Below are 15938 nucleotides of genomic sequence, written 5' to 3' on the forward strand. Positions count from 1 at the left end.
GGCTGACGAATACGCCGAATCCGTCCTCCCGAGGCGCAGTTCTCCTCCGCAGCAGCCCCGCGCGAGCGACGGATGCCGTCAGCCGGCGAGCACCCGAGCATCCCGCTGCGCGATGATGCTCAGCTCCGCCGCCGCGAACGCGTGCGCCTGCGTCATGGCGAACTCGGTGCGGTCGAGGCAGTCGCGGATGAGCTGACCGAAGAACGGGAACCCCGTCTTGCCCGTCGCATCGAAGCGGAACTGACCGTCCTGATTGACGAGCAGAACCTGCCCACCGCCGTTGTCGGTCGTGATGTCGGTGTACTTGCGCAGCTCGATGTATCCGTCCGTGCCGAGCAGCACCGTGCGGCCGTCGCCGAAGACGTCGAGACCCGCGGGGGTGAACCAGTCGACGCGCACGTAGCCGGTGGTGCCGTTGTCGAGCACGACGTGCGCGTCTCCGAAGTCCTGCAGTCCGGGGGTCTCGGGGTGCGCGTAGTTGGCGACCGTCGAGCTGACGATCTCGCCGTCGGTCGCCCCCGTGTAATAGAGCATCTGCTCGAAGTTGTGGCTGCCGATGTCGCAGATGATGCCCCCGTACTGCTCCGGATCGTAGAACCAGTCAGGGCGCCCTGCGCCGATGCGGTGCGGTCCGAACGACGCCACCTGCAGCACGGTGCCGATCGCCCCCTGGTCGATCAGCTGCCCCGCGAGGATCGCCGCCTCCGAGTGCACGCGCTCGCCGTAGTAGACCGCGAACTTGCGACCCGTGCGCGCCACGGCGTCACGGGCGGCATCGAGGTCCTCGATCGTCGTGATCGCGGGCTTGTCGGCGAAGAAGTCCTTGCCCGCATCGAGCACGCGCACTCCGAGAGGCGCCCGCTGATTCGCGATCGACGCGCTCGCGACGAGCTGCACCTCAGGGTCGTCGAGCACCTCCTGCTCGCTCGCCGCCGCACGCGCCTGCGGGAACCTCTCGAGGAAGTCCGCGACCTTGGCGGGATCGTCGTCGTGGACGAGCGAGAGGGTCGCACCGGCCTCGACGAGCAGCTCGACCATTCCGTGGATGTGTCCGTGCGCCAGCCCCACGGCCGCGACGACGAACTCTCCGGGGCCGACGACAGGCTCGGGCAGCGGATCGAAGGTGTAGGTGCGGGTCATCGGTCGTTCTCCTCGTCAGTCAGGTCGCCATCGGTCACATCGCCATCGGTCACGTCGCCGTCTGTCACGTCATAGGTGCGCAGGCGTCCGCACATGCCGAATCCGCGCTCTCCCCCCGAGGGTACGGCCTGGTGGACACGGGCCTCGGCGAGGTGCGTCACAGAACCGGAGGCGACCGCTTCGGCGAGCGCGAGCGACTGCTCGGCCTGGGCCAATGGCCGCTCGCGCACGAGATCGCCCCATGTCGAGGCACGGTCGCGCACGAGCGCTCCCGCGGCGGCGTGGAAGGCGTCGAGCACACCGCGATCGCCGGCGACGACCGCATCGCGCAGCGTCTCGAACCCGGTGACGGCGAGATCCCGACGGGTCGAGGCCCGCTCGGCGCGCCCGTCGTCGCCGCCGAGGGAGGCCGCCGCGGCATAGGCATCCGGGTCCGCCACGACCTCTGCGGGGAAGGTCATCACGGCATCCCCCGCCTCCGGCAATCCTGCGTTGCTCATCAGCACGACGACCCGGAGGTCGCCGCGGTTCACGGCGCGATGGATGGTTCCCGGCGTGAACCATACGACCGATCCCGCCGACAGGGCGGTCTCTCGGAAACCGTCGGCGTCGATCGTCTGCAGCGCGCCCTCTCCTGAGATCACCACGTACGCCTCGGTCGAGACGAGGTGCATGTGCGGGCTCCCGCCGCAGATGCCGTCCGGCGCCGCATCCGCATAGACGTCGAGATGCGACAGCGAGGTGCCACCGGGGAACGAGGATGCGGTCACGATGCCGCCTCGATCAGCGAGGCCTTCTTCTCGAAGAAATGCGGCGCGTTCGCGACGAGCTGGCCGGCTCGGTAATACGGGTCGGATGCCGCGATCGGCAGAGGCACGAACTCACGCTCGAAGCCCGCCTTGTAGATCGCCGTCACCACCTCGACCGCGTTGCGTCCGTCGAGGCCGCCGGCGATGGGCGGCCTCCCGTCACGGATCGCGCTGAGCAGATCGCCGATCTGCCCCGCGTGCCCGAGATGAGCGAGAGGAGCGCGGTCGGCGACGAGCGCCTCGATGCGCGCCACCACGTCGGCGTCTCCTCCCTCTTCCGGGAATCCGTCCGCGCGGGCACGCTCGGCGACGGCCGAGAACGGCTGCGACACCCGGGCATTCGCACCCTGGATGACGATCGCCTGCTCCTGCCCGTGGTGCACGACCGAGCTGGTCAACTGGGCCAAGCCCCGGTCGTAGCGGAAGATCGCGACCGAGAGATCCTCGACCTCGGCATTGTCATGCTGCGCATTGGCGAGCATGGCGGTGATCTCGGTCGGACTGCCCAGCAGCCACAGCAGCAGGTCGATGTGGTGGATGGCGTGGTTCAGGGTGCATCCGCCGCCCTCCTTCTCCCACGTGCCACGCCACCAGAGGTCGTAGTACGGCAGACCCCGCCACCACGCCGAGTCGACGCGGACGTGCGAGATCGATCCGAGCAGCCCCGAGTCGACGACGTCTTTGAGGGTCGCGAGGTCATCGCGGAAGCGGTTCTGGGCGACGACCGACAGGACCTTGCCTGAGCGCTCCTGCGCGGCGAGCATCGCATCGCACTCTTCGAGGGAGGGGGCCATGGGCTTCTCGACCAGCACGTGGATGCCGGCGTCGAGAGCCTCGATCGCCAGGGACGCGTGCGTCGACGGTGGGGTCGCGATGCTCACGATGTCGACCAGTCCTGAGGCGATCATCTCGAGCGGGTCGTCGAACGTCGTGACGGCCGCGAGCCCGAAGGCCTCCGCCTTCTGCGCAGCCTTACCAGGGATCACGTCGGCGAGCGCCGCGATCTCGCACTGGTCAGGGAACGTGAGGTATCCGTCGATGTGCGCGTCGGCGATCCCGCCGGTGCCGATGATTCCGATCCTGAGCATGCACTGCCTCCTCGATGAGGTGTTACTACGTATTACTAAGACGTAGTAGATACTATCGAGAGAGACACAGGTCACGTCAAGCCCCGAAAGGACGGATGCCATGGAGAAACGCCCGACGAGCCATGACGTCGCCCATCTCGCCGGGGTATCCCAGTCCACCGTGTCGTTCGTCTTCACCGGACGCGCAGGCATCTCCGAGGCCACCCGCGAGAAGGTGCTGCGCGCGGCATCCGCGCTCAACTACCGACCGAACCTCGCCGCACGATCGATGCGCACCCAACGCTCCGGCCGCCTCGCCGTCGTCGTGCCGATCGCGACGATGAATCCGCTGACCCTGCTGTCGGGGGCGATCGCCGCCGCCCGCGATGAGGGCTATGTCGTCGAGGTCGTCAGCCTGCCAGACGACCCGGCGGAACGCGATGAGCGGCTGACCGAGGTGGTCGACTCCGGACAGTACGAGGGCGTTCTCGCGTTCACGCCTCTGCCCTTCACCGACACGACCGGCGGTGGGCCGATCGTGCTCTCGGTCGGCGAGTTCGACGACGCCATGCACATGACCGGCGAGTTCACCGACTCCCGTCCGATCGCCGAGATGATCGAGCGGCTGGCCGCCCAGGGGCACCGACGATTCATCCATCTCGCCGGAGCCGACGACTTCCCCTCTGCGCGAGCGCGCCGCGAGGCCTACCTCGCGACGATCGAGAGGCTCGGGCTCGAGTCCCTCGGGGTGACCGACGGCGACTGGAGCGGGAGGGCCGGAGAGAAGGCGATCGACGCGCTGCCCGACGATGCTCCCCCTCTCGCCGTCATCGCGGCGAACGACCTGATCGCCACCGGCGCCATCAGGGCTGCCACCCGACGGGGATGGAACCTGCCGCAGGACGTCGCCGTGACCGGGTGGGACGACCATCACCAGAGCGCGTTCCTCGTCCCCTCCCTCACGAGCGTCGCCCAGGACCGCGAGCGCCTCGGCGCCTACTCGATGCACCGCCTCGTCGCTGCCGTGCGGGGCGGAGAGCCGCCCGAGAAGCCCGACGGTCTGCTGAGCATCGTGTGGCGCGAGTCGACCGACTCCCCTCAGTGACTACCGTGGACGTGGAGGCACCATGAAGATCCTGATCCCGAACACCATCGACCTGCCGGTGAGCGCCGACGTCGAGACGGTCGTCTACGACATCGAGGAGCCCATCCCGGATGAGCACCGCGACGCCGAGGTGCTGGTCGTCTGGCACAACTCGTCGGCGTGGCTGCAGGATGCTGCCGGCGTGCTCCCCCGACTCCGGCTCGTGCAGGCTCTCGCCTCCGGCGCCGATGCGGTGCTGAACGCCGGTTTCGGCGACGAGGTGAGCATCTGCTCCGGGCGCTCGCTGCACGACGGTCCTGTCGCCGAGCACGCACTGACGCTGATCCTCAGCGCGGTGCGTCGCATCGATCGCCTCCACGATGCGCAGCGGGAGCACCGCTGGGACGAAGCCTTCAACGACGAGCAGAGCGCGCCCGACACGCATCAGTCGTACACGCTCGCCGGCGCGCGGGTCACGATCTGGGGCTTCGGCTCGATCGCCGGGGCGCTCGCTCCCGTCCTCACGGCGCTGGGCGCCGATGTGCAGGGCATCGCCCGCACCGCCGGCACCCGGTCGGGCTACGCGGTGCACGCGGATGCCGACGCCACGGCGATCCTCGCCGAGACCGACGTGCTCGTCTCGATCCTCCCCGCCACCGCCGAGACCACCGACCTGTTCGACGCCGAGGTCTTCGGCGCCCTCAAGCCCGGAGCGGCCTTCGTGAACGTCGGCCGTGGGGCGACCGTCGATGAGACGGCGCTGATCGCGGCGCTCGGATCGGGCCGGCTGCGCGCCGCCGCGGTCGATGTCACGAAGTCCGAACCGCTTCCGGCATCCGATCCGCTGTGGGATGCACCGAACCTGCTCATCACGCCGCACATCGCCGGCAATCGTCCGGTCGGCGCCGCACAACTGGTCGACCAGAACGTGACTCGCCTCATCGCAGGCGACGACCTCGTCAACCAGGTGCGCCCGTAGGGTCTGGACACCGCGCGGCGAGCGGCGCATGCTGAACGCATGACCGCTTTTCAGACCACGCACGCGTTCAGCGGCTTCAGCGTCGACGACATCGACGCCGCCCGCTCCTTCTACGGCGACACCCTCGGGTTGGACGTCACCACCAATGCCATGGGCTTCCTCGACATCAGCCTGCCCGACGGCGGATCCATCCTCGTCTACGCGAAGCCGAACCACACGCCGGCGAGCTTCACGATCCTCAACTTCCCCGTCGACGACATCGACGGCGCTGTCGATGACCTCAACGGGCGCGGCGTCGTGACCAAGATCTACGACGACTCCGAGTTCGCGACCGACGACAAGGGCATTCTGCGTGGCGGCCCAGGACGAGGTCCTGACATCGCGTGGTTCACCGACCCTGCGGGCAACGTCCTCGCCGTGATGTCCGCCGCCTGAGAGAAGCGGCCGCGGCCGGTCAGATCGAGCGTGCGCTCGACGTGGTCAGCGCGCACCCCAGTGCGGCGGCTCCCAGGAGTTCGACGGCAGCGGGAGGAGATGCATCTCCTCGAGGGCCAGTTCCGCAGCGATCGGATCACCGTCCTCGACGGCGCGACCCAGACGACCCCACCCGGTCTCGAGCATCGCCCAGTTCGGCTCGCGATCGTCTGCCGTGATGCGGATCTGGTAGCTCATCGGCGTCATCGCGGCACGCGCGAGCGAGACCAGCGCCGCATTGGCGCAGCGTTCGAGCAGCAGCTCGTACATCGCGACACCCAGACGCAGGTGCTCGTGCTTGTCTCGCGCCGCGAGAGCCGCCTCGACCCTGCGGACGATCGCGGCGAACGCGGCCCGGTCGGTGCCGTCGAAGGAACCCACCGTCGTTCGGGTCACCCCGCCCATCACCACGCCCAGAGTCTGGATGAACGACTCCACGTGCTCAGGGTCCGGCTTCACGACACGCGTGTAGCTCTGCGCAGCCGATTCGACGAGTCCCTCCATGGCCAGGCCCTGCAGCGCGTCGCGGATGGGTGTGCGCGAGATGCCCAGCCACTGCTGCAGCTCTTTGTCGTCGAGGCGCTCCCCCGGCTTCAGAGTGCCGTCGAGGATGGCGTCGCGGATCGCGTCGTGGGCTTCATCACGCAGAAGCCGTCGCTGGACGGTCGGCTTCGAATCATTGGGAACCGGCATCAGACTTTCCTGCTCGGGGTCGGGCACGCTGCAGCACAGGCTACCGGTCGGGAGTCCGTCTCAGACCCCGGGGCTGAGGTCTCAGGCGAGCAGCGTGTCGAACAGCGCGTTCATGGCCGGGTCGACACGCTGAAGCTCGGGGTGCGAGTCATGCCACTCGATGATCTCTCGTGCCGCGGTGTGCAGGGGCACGACCGGGACGAAGTCGGGCACGACGCGGCGGATCTTCGTGTTGTCGAAGATGACCGAGTGCGCCATGTCACCGGTGAGCTGACCGGCGCGGTCGGGCGCGGCATCCTCGATCGCCGCGCTCGTGGCGTAGTGGATCCTCGGCTCCGCACCGGCCGCGCGTCCGAGGATCGCGTAGATGTCGTTCCAGGTGTAGACGAAATCGCTGGTGATCTGGAAGGTATCGCCATAGGCGAGCGGGTTGCCGAGCAGCCCGGCGAAACCCACCGCGAAGTCGCTCGAGTGGGTGAGGGTCCAGAGCGACGTGCCGTCACCGTGCACGATGATCTCCTCACCGCGGCGGATGCGATCGATCGCCGTCCATCCGCCGAACGCGGGGATCGTCCACTTGTCGTAGGTGTGCGATGGGCGCAGCACCGTGACCGGGAACCCACGGTCGCGATAGGCGGCTTCGAGCAGATCCTCGCAGGCGATCTTGTCGCGTGAGTACTGCCAATACGGATTGCGCAGCGGCGTGGACTCGGTGATGGGCAGGCGCGCCACGGGCTTCTGATAGGCGGATGCCGAGCTGATGAAGACGTACTGCCCCGTGCGGCCTTCGAAGCGGTCGATGTCGCGCTGCACCTGCTCGGGAGTGAAGGCGATCATGTCTGCGACCACGTCGAACTCACGACCGGCGAGGGCGGCGTCGACCGCCGCGGCATCCGAGACATCGGCGGTCAGCACCTCGACGCCCTCGGCGGGCTCACGACGCGACTGCCCACGGTTCAGCAGCGTCACCTCCATGCCCCGAGACGCGGCGAGCGCGCTCGCCGCAGAGGAGATGATCCCTGTCCCACCGATGAACAACACCTTCGTCGCAGTCATGCCTTCGACTCTATCGACGGCTCAGGCGCAGGGCTCCGATCACGGCGCAGTGAGGCCACAGGGAGGGAACGGATCAGGCGAGCTGCTCGAAGAGCGCGCGAACTGTCGTCTCGATGGTCTCCGGTTCTCCGTCGCGTATCGCCCGTGCCGCGGCTCCGGCCACAGTCGAGTGTCCCTGCGTCGTAGCGTCACGAGGCGCGTTCTCAGCGAACTGCAACGCGCACTGAGCCAGAATCGTGCTCTCCACGAGGTGCCTCGCCTGTCGAGGATGCTCCACGAGGTCGGCCACGGCGGTGAGGAACGCGATCGCTGCCGCATTGCGGTCGGCTGCCGCGTCTGCGCGACCGATCAGTGCGAGATGCGCCGCGAGATCCTCGCGGACCTCGCCCGCAGCCATGGACACCGCCCGTCGGAGCGCTGCGCCGGCGAGCACGCCGGCGTAGCCGATCGCCGCGCGCGACTCGGGGGTCGTGAAGTCGGCGACCTTGGTGTACCGGGCGGGAGTGACCTCCACCAACCCGATGTCGCGAAGCCGGATGATCGCTTCGCGGATCGGATTCAGCGACATGTCGAGCTCCCTGGCGAACCGCGTGGTGTTGAGCGTGTCGCCAGACACGTACTCTCCCTGGAGTATCGCCACGAGGATGTGCTGGAAGGCAAGTTCAGGCAGCGGAACGGACCCGTGATGGATCCACTGTCGCGCCTGTGGCTCGGCATAGGCGATGGTCATTGTTGCTCCCCGGGTCCGTCGTGGACGCCCCCGTTCGTAGGAGCCCCTACTGAACAGACTCGCGACAGCCCGGAATATTACGCCGAGCTCGCCGATACGCCTCAGACGACGGTGGCGCCCGGCGTCGCCGCGAACTCCTCGAGAGCTGCGATGACGTCGACCGAGAGCACGACCTGGCTCGCCGCGACCGCGTCGTCGATCTGTCCGGTGCGCGATGCGCCGATGATCGCGGTGGTCACCACCGGATCGCGCAGCACCCAGGCGATCGCGAGCTGCGGGATCGACAGGCCCGCGTCCTTGGCGACGTGGTCGATGCCGCGGATGCGCTCGAGGTAGCTGTCGGTCAGTGCCGAACCGTTGAGGAAGTGGCTGTTCGCCGCACGCGAGTCGGCAGGTACGTCGCCGTCGATGTACTTGCCGGTGAGCAGGCCCTGGGCCAGAGGAGAGAACACCGCGCTGCCGACCTTCAGCTCGCGCAGCGCCGGGAACAGCTCGGCCTCGGGCGTGCGGTCGAACAGCGAATAGCGGGGCTGGTGCAGCAGCAGCTTCACGTTCTGATCGGCCAGCAGCTCGTAGGCCCGACGGGCGAGGTCAGCCGGGTAGTTCGAGATGCCGACGTACAGCGCCTTGCCGCTGCGCACGATGTCGGCGAGCGCTGTGACCGTCTCCTCGAGCGGGGTCTCGGGGTCGGGACGGTGCGAGTAGAACACGTCGACGTAGTCGGTGTTCATGCGCGTGAGGCTCTGCTCGAGCGAGCGCGTCAGGTACTTGCGAGATCCGCCGTCGCCGAAGGGGCCGGGCCACATGTCGTAGCCTGCCTTGGTCGTCACGAAGAGCTCATCGCGGTAGCGGGCGAGGCCGCTCTCGAGAACGGCGCCGAACGTCGATTCGGCCGAGCCGTAGGGCGGGCCGTAGTTGTTGGCGAGGTCGATGTGCACGACTCCGCGGTCGAAGGCGTGCAGCACGATCGCACGCTGGCTGTCGAAGGTGCGGTCGCGGCCGAAGTTCTGCCAGAGACCCAGCGACACCTTGGGGAGCTGCACACCGCTGGCGCCGGCCCGCTGGAAAGGCACATCGGTGTACCGGGTGGAGGCGGCCTCGAAGGGGGTCGTCAGACGGGGGTCATCGGCAGCGATGGGCATGAGGGATGCTCCTAGATGCGAGGCGGGGGAAGGCCTTCAGGATAGCGCTTGCCGCGCCGTCGGCCCGGACTCGCCGTGATCTGCGATCGGCACGCCAGCGGTCGAAACTCGCCTGCTTCGACTGAGCCCTGTCAAGGACTCCGACGAAGTCGGACGGGCGAGGTAACGTGACGCGGAGCCGGCGAATGTCGCATCCGTCCCCGCTGTGCGCGGGATATGAGAAGAGGTCCATCATGGGCGGGACCCCACCGTCGAAGCTCTCCGGCACGTCGAACGCCATCGTCGTGACCGGAGCACGCGTGCACAACCTTCGTGACGTGAACGTCGCGATACCCCGAGACGCCCTGGTCGCGTTCACGGGTGTCTCAGGCTCGGGAAAGAGCTCCCTCGCTTTCGGCACTCTCTACGCCGAAGCCCAGCGCCGCTACTTCGAATCCGTGGCGCCCTATGCGAGACGCCTGATGAGCCAGGTCGACATCCCCGACGTCGACGCCATCGCAGGGCTGCCCCCGGCAGTCGCCCTCCCCCAGCAGCGCACCGCCGGCAGTGCTCGATCGACGGTAGGCAGCGCCACGTCGATCGGCAACGTCGTCCGGATGCTGTTCTCGCGCGTCGGCACCTACCCGCCGGGGGCAGAGCCGCTCCTCGCCGAGGACTTCTCGGCGAACACCGTTCAGGGCGCCTGCCCGCGATGCCATGGGATCGGGCAGGTCTACGACGTGCCCCTGCATCTCATGGTCCCCGACGAGTCGCTGACGATCCGCGACCGCGCTCTCGACGCCTGGCCGCGGGCGTGGCACGGCAAGCAGCTCATCGACAGTCTGATCTCGCTCGGCTACGACATCGACATCCCGTGGCGCGATGTGCCGGAGGAGCAGCGCCAGTGGGTGCTGTACACCGAGGAGTCCCCGCAGGTCCCGGTGTTCACCGACCGCGGTCCTGCACAGGTGCGCAAGGCCGTCGCGGCCGGCATCGAGCCGTCGTACATGAGCACGTTCGTCGGCGTGAGGCAGTACGTGCTCAACACCTTCGCCCACTCGAAGAGCGCCAAGATGCGCGAGCGGGCAGCGAGCTTCATGGTCAGCGTCCGCTGCCCCCTGTGCGACGGGCGTCGGCTGAAGCCCGAAGCCCTCGCCGTGACGTTCGCCGGTCTCGACATCACCGAGATGGCCGCGCTGCCGCTCGCCGATCTCGCGGCTCTTCTCGAGACGGCACTCGCCCCGCCCGGCGGTGAGTCGGGCACAGATGCATCCGATGGCGGAGCACTCGCGCCCGAGAAGCAGCTCGCCGCGCACCGGCTGGTCGACGAGCTGCGCGATCGGGTCTCCCCGATCATCGAGCTCGGTCTCGGATACCTCTCACTCGACCGATCGACGCCCACCCTCTCGTCCGGGGAACTGCAACGCATGCGGCTTGCGACCCAGGTGCTCTCGCAGCTCTTCGGGGTGATGTTCGTGCTCGACGAGCCGTCTGCCGGGCTCCACCCAGCCGACGGTGAAGCGCTCGTGCGCATCCTCCGCTCGCTCAGAGACTCGGGCAACACGGTCTTCTTCGTCGAGCACTCCCTCGATGTGATCCGGCACGCGGACTGGATCGTCGACATCGGCCCTGGCGCTGGTGCCACCGGGGGCGAGATCGTCTATTCGGGTCCGATCGACGGGCTTCGAGAGGCGGAGCACTCCCAGACGCGGCGCTACCTGTTCGCCGATGAGCTGCGCGCCGCACAGCCCGCGACACCGAGGCCTGCCACGCGCGAGCCCGACGGCCAGCTGGTGCTCACCGATGTCTCCCGGAACAACCTCCGCAGCGTCTCGGTGTCGATCCCCCTCGGCTCTCTCACCGCCGTCACCGGTGTCTCTGGCTCGGGCAAATCCTCTCTCGTCACCCAGGCCCTGCCCGATCTGCTGCAGAGAAGCCTGTCGAGCGAGGTGGACAGCTCGACCATCGACGCGCCGGGAGGCGAGCAGAGCACGACAGCGGATCCGCTGTTCTCTTCGCCGACGAGCGAGACCACCGGGCGGGCTTCGGGTCCCGCCGCCCGTGTGCGGCGCGTCGTGCAGGTCAGCCAGAAGCCGATCGGTCGCACATCACGATCGAACGTGGCGACCTACACGGGCCTCTTCGACCGTGTCCGCGCTCTGTTCGCCGCGACTCCGGAAGCACGTCGGCGGCGATACGCCGCGAGTCGGTTCTCGTTCAACCTGGCCAGCGGGCGATGCCCCACCTGCAAGGGCGAGGGCACGGTCGAAGTGGAACTGCTCTTCCTCCCCACCGTCCACGCCCCCTGCAGCACGTGCGATGGCACTCGCTACAACCCCGAAACCCTCGAGATCGAGCTCCACGGGCACACCATCGCCGACGTCCTCGCGCTGAGCGTGAACGACGCGCGTGTTCTCTTCGCCGACGATGCCGACGTCACGCGGCACCTCGATGCTCTGCTCGACGTGGGACTGGGATACCTGCCGCTGGGCCAGTCGGCGACAGAGCTCTCCGGCGGCGAGGCGCAGCGCGTGAAGCTGGCGTCCGAGCTCCGACGCGCCCAGCACGGCGACACCCTCTACCTGCTCGACGAGCCCACTTCGGGACTGCATCCGTCGGACACCGATCGGCTGCTCGTGCATCTTCAGCATCTGGTCGACGCCGGCAACACGGTCGTGATGGTCGAGCACGACATGCGCGTGGTCGCTCAGGCCGACTGGGTGATCGACATGGGTCCAGGGGCCGGCGACCTCGGAGGCACGGTCGTGGCGCAGGGAACTCCGCGCTCCATCTCTTCGGAGAGGGGAAGCACGACGGCTTCGTACCTCGCGGATGCCCTCGCCGCTCAGGACCGCAGACCCAGCGCCTGAAAACAGAGAATCCCTGCCGAAGCAGGGATCTCATACTGCGGAGACGAGGGGATTTGAACCCCTGGTCCCCGTGAGGGGACTCCACCTTAGCAGGGTGGTGCACTCGGCCGGACTATGCGACGTCTCCAGGCATCCGCTCCGTGAAGACCGGATGCACCTTGCAAGCATAACGGGTTCCCGTGGCTGGAACGAATCGTGAGCGGGCAGTCACGAGTCGGCGGTCAGTGACCGCCCGCGCTCGACTCCCGCACGACGAGCTCGGGCTGGAATCGCACGCGACGGTCGTGTTCGACGCCGTCGAGCTCCTTCAGCAGCAGGTCGACGCCCGTCCACCCGAGCAGCCGGGCGGGCTGACGCACCGAGCTGAGCGGCACGACGGTCGCCGAGGCGAAGTCGATGTCGTCGTAACCGACCATCGCGATGTCCTGGGGCACCCGGATCGAGGATCCGAAGCTGAAGGCCTGCAGCAGCCCCACGGCGAGCAGGTCGTTCGCGGCGAAGACGGCATCCGGGCGCGAATCCTCGGGCCGCGCCGCGATGACCTCACCCGCCGCCCTCCCCTGAAGCACCGTGAGGGCGGACTGCTCGAAGATCTCGAGCGTCGCGTCGGGATACGCGGCGACCGCCGCCTGCACTCCCCGAAGACGATCGGCGACCTGGTGCACCGACTGCGGTCCACCGACGAACGCCAGCCGGCGACGCCCCGAAGCCAGCAGGTGCTCGGCTGCGAGCCTGCCGCCCTCGACGTCGTCGACGGACACCGACGGAAGAAGCCCCTCCTCCACCTCGCGGTCGACGAGGATCACCGGCATGCCGCCGGTCGCGAACCGGTGCACGGCCGACAGGTCGTCGGAGGCGGGCGTGAGCAGCACGCCGTTGACCCGCTGCTCCTGGAAGAGTTCGAGATGCGCGACCTGTCGCTCGTCGCGCTCGTCGCTGTTGCCGAGCAGCACGGTCATGCCGGCATCCGCGGCTCTGTCCTCCGCTCCGCGCACCACCTCGGCGAAGAACGGGTTGCCGATGTCGGGTACCACGAGGCCGATGCTGCGGCTGCGTCCCGCCCGCAGCTGCCGGGCGGCGTCATTGCGCACGAAGCCGAGCTCCTGGATCACGCGCTGCACGCGCTCCACGGTCTTCGCAGAGACGCGCTCCGGCTGATTGAGCACGTTCGAGACGGTGCCGACCGAGACGCCGGCCGCAGCCGCGACGTCCTTCACCCCTACCGCCATGGCGTGCCTCCGTCCGTCCGCGCGTGCGCCAACGACTACCTTCTCATCCCTCGCGGTTATCCCCGCGCCTGCGACGCGCGGGCACCGCGACGACGGCGAGTGCCGCGCAGCCGATTCCCGCGATGAACAGGGGCGCGAGCGCCCAGGTCACGACACCGGTGAAGACGGCCGCAGCTGCGATGTAAGCGGCACCGGCGGCATCCGCCCTGATCGCTGCGGGCACCGCACGCACGGCGTCCTTCCATCCGAGCGTCGGCGACCAGGCGCCGGCTGCGAGCAGCACGGCGACGGCGAGAGCGAGCAGCCCGACCCAGCCCACGACCGCGATGGCCTCACCACCGGGCAGAGCGCCCGATCCTGCGAGCACCACGTCGATCGTGAGCACGGTCGCGATCAGCGCAGCCGGCACGCCGACGGCGAGCGACGGCAGGATGCCGGCGCGCACGTCCTCCCAGAACAGCGCGGTGCGCGAGTCCTCGGCGGCGACGAAGCGTCGCAGGTGACGGATGCCGGCGGCCAGCGCGATCGGCAGGGTGACGACTCCCAGGGCGATGATCGTCATGAGCAGCCCGACCGTCAGCACCTCGCCGAACAGGCCGAACTTCGCCGTCGCCCCGGGATTGACGCCCGGTTCGATCCCGGCGACCGTCGGGCCTGCGCCGGAGCGCGCCTCGCGCTTCGCTGCCCTGTGGGCCCGACGGTCTGCGCTGATGGCCGACATGACTAACCCTTCAGTCCCTGCGTGGCCACGCCGTCGACGAGGAAGCGCTGGAAGACCACGAAGAACAGCAGCACCGGCAGCAGGGCGACGAACGAGGCCGTGACCGTCGCGCCGTAGTCGGACGACGAGGTCTGGTCGTTGTAGAGGCGCAGTGCGATCGGCAGCGGGTAGTTCTCGGGGCTCGTCAGGTAGAGGAGCGGCCCGAGGAAGTCGTTCCACGCCCAGATGAACGAGAAGATCGCGCAGGTGATCAGCGCCGGCTTGATGAGCGGCAGGATGATCGACCAGAAGATCCGCAGGTGGCCCGCACCGTCGATCTTCGCCGCTTCGTCCATGTCGCGCGGCATCTGACGGATGAACTGCACGAGCAGGAAGACGAAGAACGCCTCGGTGGCGAGGAACTTCGGCAGGATCAGCGGGATGAACGTGTCGACCCAGCCGAGCTGGTTGAAGATGATGTACTGCGGGATGATCACGACGTGGAACGGCAGCAGCAGCGTGCCGATCATCGCCGCGAACAGCACCCCGAGTCCCTTGAACTGCACACGGGCGAACGCATACGCGGCGAGAGCAGACGAGAGCACGGTGCCGACGACCGCGGAGACCGCGAGGATCAGCGAGTTCAGGAAGAAGCGCCACATCGGCACTCCGGCGATGCCCTCCATGACCTTGCCGTAGTTCTCGATGGTCGGCGCCTGCGGGAACAGGCCCGGGTTCTGACCGAACTCGGAGTTCGGCTTGAACGTCGACAGGAACAGCCACAGCAGCGGATACAGCACGACCGCGGTGAGCACGATCAGACCGATGAACCAGATGACGGTCTGCCAGGTCTTGCGCTTGATCCTGCGCCGAGGCGTGGAGGCGGATGCAGTGACGACAGCCTCGGTGGTGGGGGTGGTGATGCTCATTTGTCGTCTCCCGAGTAGTGCACCCACGACCTCTGGGTGCGGAAGAGGATGAAGGCGATGATCGCGACGACGACGAGGAGCACCCAGGCGATCGCCGCGGCGTAGCCCATCTGTCCGTCGGAGAATCCGCGCTTGTACAGGTACACGGTGATGAAGTTCGTCATGCCGGCGGGGCCGCCGGTGCCGTTCGAGATGATGTACGCCGAGGCGAACACCTGGAACGCACCGATCAGACCGAGCAGCAGGTTGAAGAACATCACCGGAGAGAGCATGGGGATGGTCACCGCGCGGAATCGGCGGTACGCGTTCGCGCCGTCCATCTCGGCGGCCTCGTAGAGCTCCTTGGGGATCTGCTTGAGACCGGCGAGGAAGATCACCATCGTGGCGCCGAACTGCCACACCGCGAGCAGGATCATCATCGGGAGAACGAGGCCGGGGTTCCCGATCCATCCTCCGAGGTTGACCCCGAAGATCTGCAGGCCGCTGTCGACCGGGCCGTCGGAGGAGAACATCGCCCGCCACACGATCGCGACCGAGACCGAACCGCCGATGAGCGAGGGGGCGTAGAAGGCGGAGCGGAAGAAGCCGGCGCCCTTGTCGCGGTAGTTCAGGAGCATCGCGACGGCCAGCGCCGCCGCCAGGGTGATCGGGGTGCCGATGAACACGTAGACCAGGGTGATCTGCGCCGACTGGATGAAGTTCGGGTCGTTCGTGAACAGGCGGATGTAGTTGTCCAGGCCGATCCACTTCGGCGGCTGAAAGATGTTGTACTTCGTGAAGGACAGGTACAGGGAGTACACCATCGGCACGCCGGTCAGCCCGAAGAAGCCGATCAGCCACGGGGTGAGGAACGCGTAGCCGGTCGCGGTCTCGCGTCGCAGACGCGCACGCTGGCCGGGTCGTGCGAGTTCGTTCTCGGGGCGGCGGCCGCTGCGCAGCGCCCGCCCTCGCCCGGACTTCTTGCCCGTGACGATCGTCCTGGTCGCCGTCGTGCTCATGACAGCTCCTTCCGAAGTGGGTGGGGTGCGGTGGGCCGGGCGGACATCGCCCGGCCCAC

Annotated in this window: 15 protein-coding genes and 1 tRNA gene; 4 read left to right on the plus strand and 12 right to left on the minus strand. The window is 68.1% G+C overall.

Annotated features, from left to right (window positions below):
• Positions 1 to 78: 78 nt before the first annotated feature.
• The 3 genes from OD997_RS17210 to OD997_RS17220 are packed head-to-tail and all read right to left on the minus strand — an operon-like array spanning position 79 to position 3037.
• Entirely contained in the window at positions 79 to 1140 is a 1062-nt protein-coding gene (locus OD997_RS17210) for a Gfo/Idh/MocA family protein (protein WP_434332778.1), read from the minus strand.
• Positions 1137 to 1910 carry a cupin domain-containing protein gene (locus OD997_RS17215; RefSeq protein WP_434332779.1) on the minus strand — a complete coding sequence of 258 codons (774 nt, stop codon included), beginning with the start codon at positions 1908 to 1910 and terminating at the stop codon, positions 1137 to 1139. Before OD997_RS17215 ends, OD997_RS17210 begins: the two co-directional genes overlap by 4 nt.
• Positions 1907 to 3037 (minus strand): Gfo/Idh/MocA family protein, encoded by a 1131-nt coding sequence (locus tag OD997_RS17220; protein ID WP_434332780.1) that lies wholly within the window; start codon positions 3035 to 3037, stop codon positions 1907 to 1909. The genes OD997_RS17215 and OD997_RS17220 overlap by 4 nt, the downstream gene beginning before the upstream one ends.
• Positions 3038 to 3137: 100 nt before the next feature.
• Here OD997_RS17220 and OD997_RS17225 point away from each other — a divergent pair, with 100 nt between their 5' ends.
• The 3 genes from OD997_RS17225 to OD997_RS17235 are packed head-to-tail and all read left to right on the plus strand — an operon-like array spanning position 3138 to position 5514.
• The gene (locus tag OD997_RS17225) at positions 3138 to 4121 is read left to right on the plus strand and encodes a LacI family DNA-binding transcriptional regulator (RefSeq protein WP_434332781.1); all 984 of its coding nucleotides are present in this window, start codon (positions 3138 to 3140) and stop codon (positions 4119 to 4121) included.
• Positions 4122 to 4143: 22 nt separating this feature from the next.
• The gene (locus tag OD997_RS17230) at positions 4144 to 5079 is read left to right on the plus strand and encodes an NAD(P)-dependent oxidoreductase (protein ID WP_434332782.1); all 936 of its coding nucleotides are present in this window, start codon (positions 4144 to 4146) and stop codon (positions 5077 to 5079) included.
• Positions 5080 to 5118: 39 nt separating this feature from the next.
• Positions 5119 to 5514, plus strand: coding sequence for a VOC family protein (locus OD997_RS17235; protein ID WP_434332783.1), 396 nt, complete (start codon positions 5119 to 5121; stop codon positions 5512 to 5514).
• A 45-nt stretch (positions 5515 to 5559) separates the two neighbouring features.
• Here OD997_RS17235 and OD997_RS17240 read toward each other — a convergent pair whose 3' ends face one another.
• From OD997_RS17240 to OD997_RS17255, 4 genes are all read right to left on the minus strand, one after another.
• Positions 5560 to 6246, minus strand: a complete 687-nt coding sequence (locus tag OD997_RS17240) for a GntR family transcriptional regulator (RefSeq protein ID WP_311244817.1) — start codon at positions 6244 to 6246, stop codon at positions 5560 to 5562.
• A gap of 81 nt (positions 6247 to 6327) precedes the next feature.
• A complete protein-coding gene (locus OD997_RS17245) occupies positions 6328 to 7302 on the minus strand; it encodes an NAD-dependent epimerase/dehydratase family protein (protein ID WP_434332784.1) in 975 nt (324 codons plus the stop codon).
• Positions 7303 to 7375: 73 nt separating this feature from the next.
• Positions 7376 to 8032 (minus strand): GntR family transcriptional regulator, encoded by a 657-nt coding sequence (locus OD997_RS17250; RefSeq protein WP_434332785.1) that lies wholly within the window; start codon positions 8030 to 8032, stop codon positions 7376 to 7378.
• A 101-nt stretch (positions 8033 to 8133) separates the two neighbouring features.
• Positions 8134 to 9174 (minus strand): aldo/keto reductase, encoded by a 1041-nt coding sequence (locus tag OD997_RS17255; RefSeq protein ID WP_434332786.1) that lies wholly within the window; start codon positions 9172 to 9174, stop codon positions 8134 to 8136.
• Positions 9175 to 9407: 233 nt separating this feature from the next.
• Here OD997_RS17255 and OD997_RS17260 point away from each other — a divergent pair, with 233 nt between their 5' ends.
• On the plus strand, positions 9408 to 12023 hold the full coding sequence (locus OD997_RS17260) for an excinuclease ABC subunit A (RefSeq protein WP_434332787.1): 2616 nt from the start codon (positions 9408 to 9410) through the stop codon (positions 12021 to 12023).
• A 38-nt stretch (positions 12024 to 12061) separates the two neighbouring features.
• On the opposite strand, the gene OD997_RS17265 is transcribed toward OD997_RS17260, so the two are convergent.
• From OD997_RS17265 to OD997_RS17285, 5 genes are all read right to left on the minus strand, one after another.
• Positions 12062 to 12150 (minus strand) — tRNA-Ser (locus OD997_RS17265).
• Between the two features lie 94 nt (positions 12151 to 12244).
• A complete protein-coding gene (locus OD997_RS17270; RefSeq protein ID WP_434332788.1) occupies positions 12245 to 13252 on the minus strand; it encodes a LacI family DNA-binding transcriptional regulator in 1008 nt (335 codons plus the stop codon).
• A 43-nt stretch (positions 13253 to 13295) separates the two neighbouring features.
• Entirely contained in the window at positions 13296 to 13973 is a 678-nt protein-coding gene (locus OD997_RS17275) for a hypothetical protein (protein WP_434332789.1), read from the minus strand.
• Positions 13974 to 13975: 2 nt separating this feature from the next.
• Complete coding sequence (locus OD997_RS17280; protein WP_434332790.1) at positions 13976 to 14881, minus strand: carbohydrate ABC transporter permease; 906 nt, start codon at positions 14879 to 14881, stop codon at positions 13976 to 13978.
• Positions 14878 to 15879: a carbohydrate ABC transporter permease gene (locus OD997_RS17285; RefSeq protein ID WP_056515437.1), complete on the minus strand. Its 1002-nt coding sequence runs from the start codon at positions 15877 to 15879 to the stop codon at positions 14878 to 14880. Before OD997_RS17285 ends, OD997_RS17280 begins: the two co-directional genes overlap by 4 nt.
• Between the last annotated feature and the right edge of the window lie 59 nt (positions 15880 to 15938).

The sequence above is a fragment of the Microbacterium sp. CGR1 genome (assembly GCF_051062835.1).
Taxonomy (GTDB): Bacteria; Actinomycetota; Actinomycetes; order Actinomycetales; family Microbacteriaceae; genus Microbacterium.

Bases quoted from the DNA above. Each gene is read 5' to 3' on its own strand.
- OD997_RS17235 (WP_434332783.1), top strand. From the start codon at position 5,119: ATGACCGCTTTTCAGACCACGCACGCGTTCAGCGGCTTCAGCGTCGAC.
- OD997_RS17285 (WP_056515437.1), bottom strand. From the start codon at position 15,879: ATGAGCACGACGGCGACCAGGACGATCGTCACGGGCAAGAAGTCCGGG.
- OD997_RS17220 (WP_434332780.1), bottom strand. From the start codon at position 3,037: ATGCTCAGGATCGGAATCATCGGCACCGGCGGGATCGCCGACGCGCAC.
- OD997_RS17250 (WP_434332785.1), bottom strand. From the start codon at position 8,032: ATGACCATCGCCTATGCCGAGCCACAGGCGCGACAGTGGATCCATCAC.
- OD997_RS17210 (WP_434332778.1), bottom strand. From the start codon at position 1,140: ATGACCCGCACCTACACCTTCGATCCGCTGCCCGAGCCTGTCGTCGGC.
- OD997_RS17255 (WP_434332786.1), bottom strand. From the start codon at position 9,174: ATGCCCATCGCTGCCGATGACCCCCGTCTGACGACCCCCTTCGAGGCC.
- OD997_RS17280 (WP_434332790.1), bottom strand. From the start codon at position 14,881: ATGAGCATCACCACCCCCACCACCGAGGCTGTCGTCACTGCATCCGCC.
- OD997_RS17275 (WP_434332789.1), bottom strand. From the start codon at position 13,973: ATGTCGGCCATCAGCGCAGACCGTCGGGCCCACAGGGCAGCGAAGCGC.
- OD997_RS17270 (WP_434332788.1), bottom strand. From the start codon at position 13,252: ATGGCGGTAGGGGTGAAGGACGTCGCGGCTGCGGCCGGCGTCTCGGTC.
- OD997_RS17225 (WP_434332781.1), top strand. From the start codon at position 3,138: ATGGAGAAACGCCCGACGAGCCATGACGTCGCCCATCTCGCCGGGGTA.
- OD997_RS17230 (WP_434332782.1), top strand. From the start codon at position 4,144: ATGAAGATCCTGATCCCGAACACCATCGACCTGCCGGTGAGCGCCGAC.
- OD997_RS17260 (WP_434332787.1), top strand. From the start codon at position 9,408: ATGGGCGGGACCCCACCGTCGAAGCTCTCCGGCACGTCGAACGCCATC.
- OD997_RS17245 (WP_434332784.1), bottom strand. From the start codon at position 7,302: ATGACTGCGACGAAGGTGTTGTTCATCGGTGGGACAGGGATCATCTCC.
- OD997_RS17240 (WP_311244817.1), bottom strand. From the start codon at position 6,246: ATGCCGGTTCCCAATGATTCGAAGCCGACCGTCCAGCGACGGCTTCTG.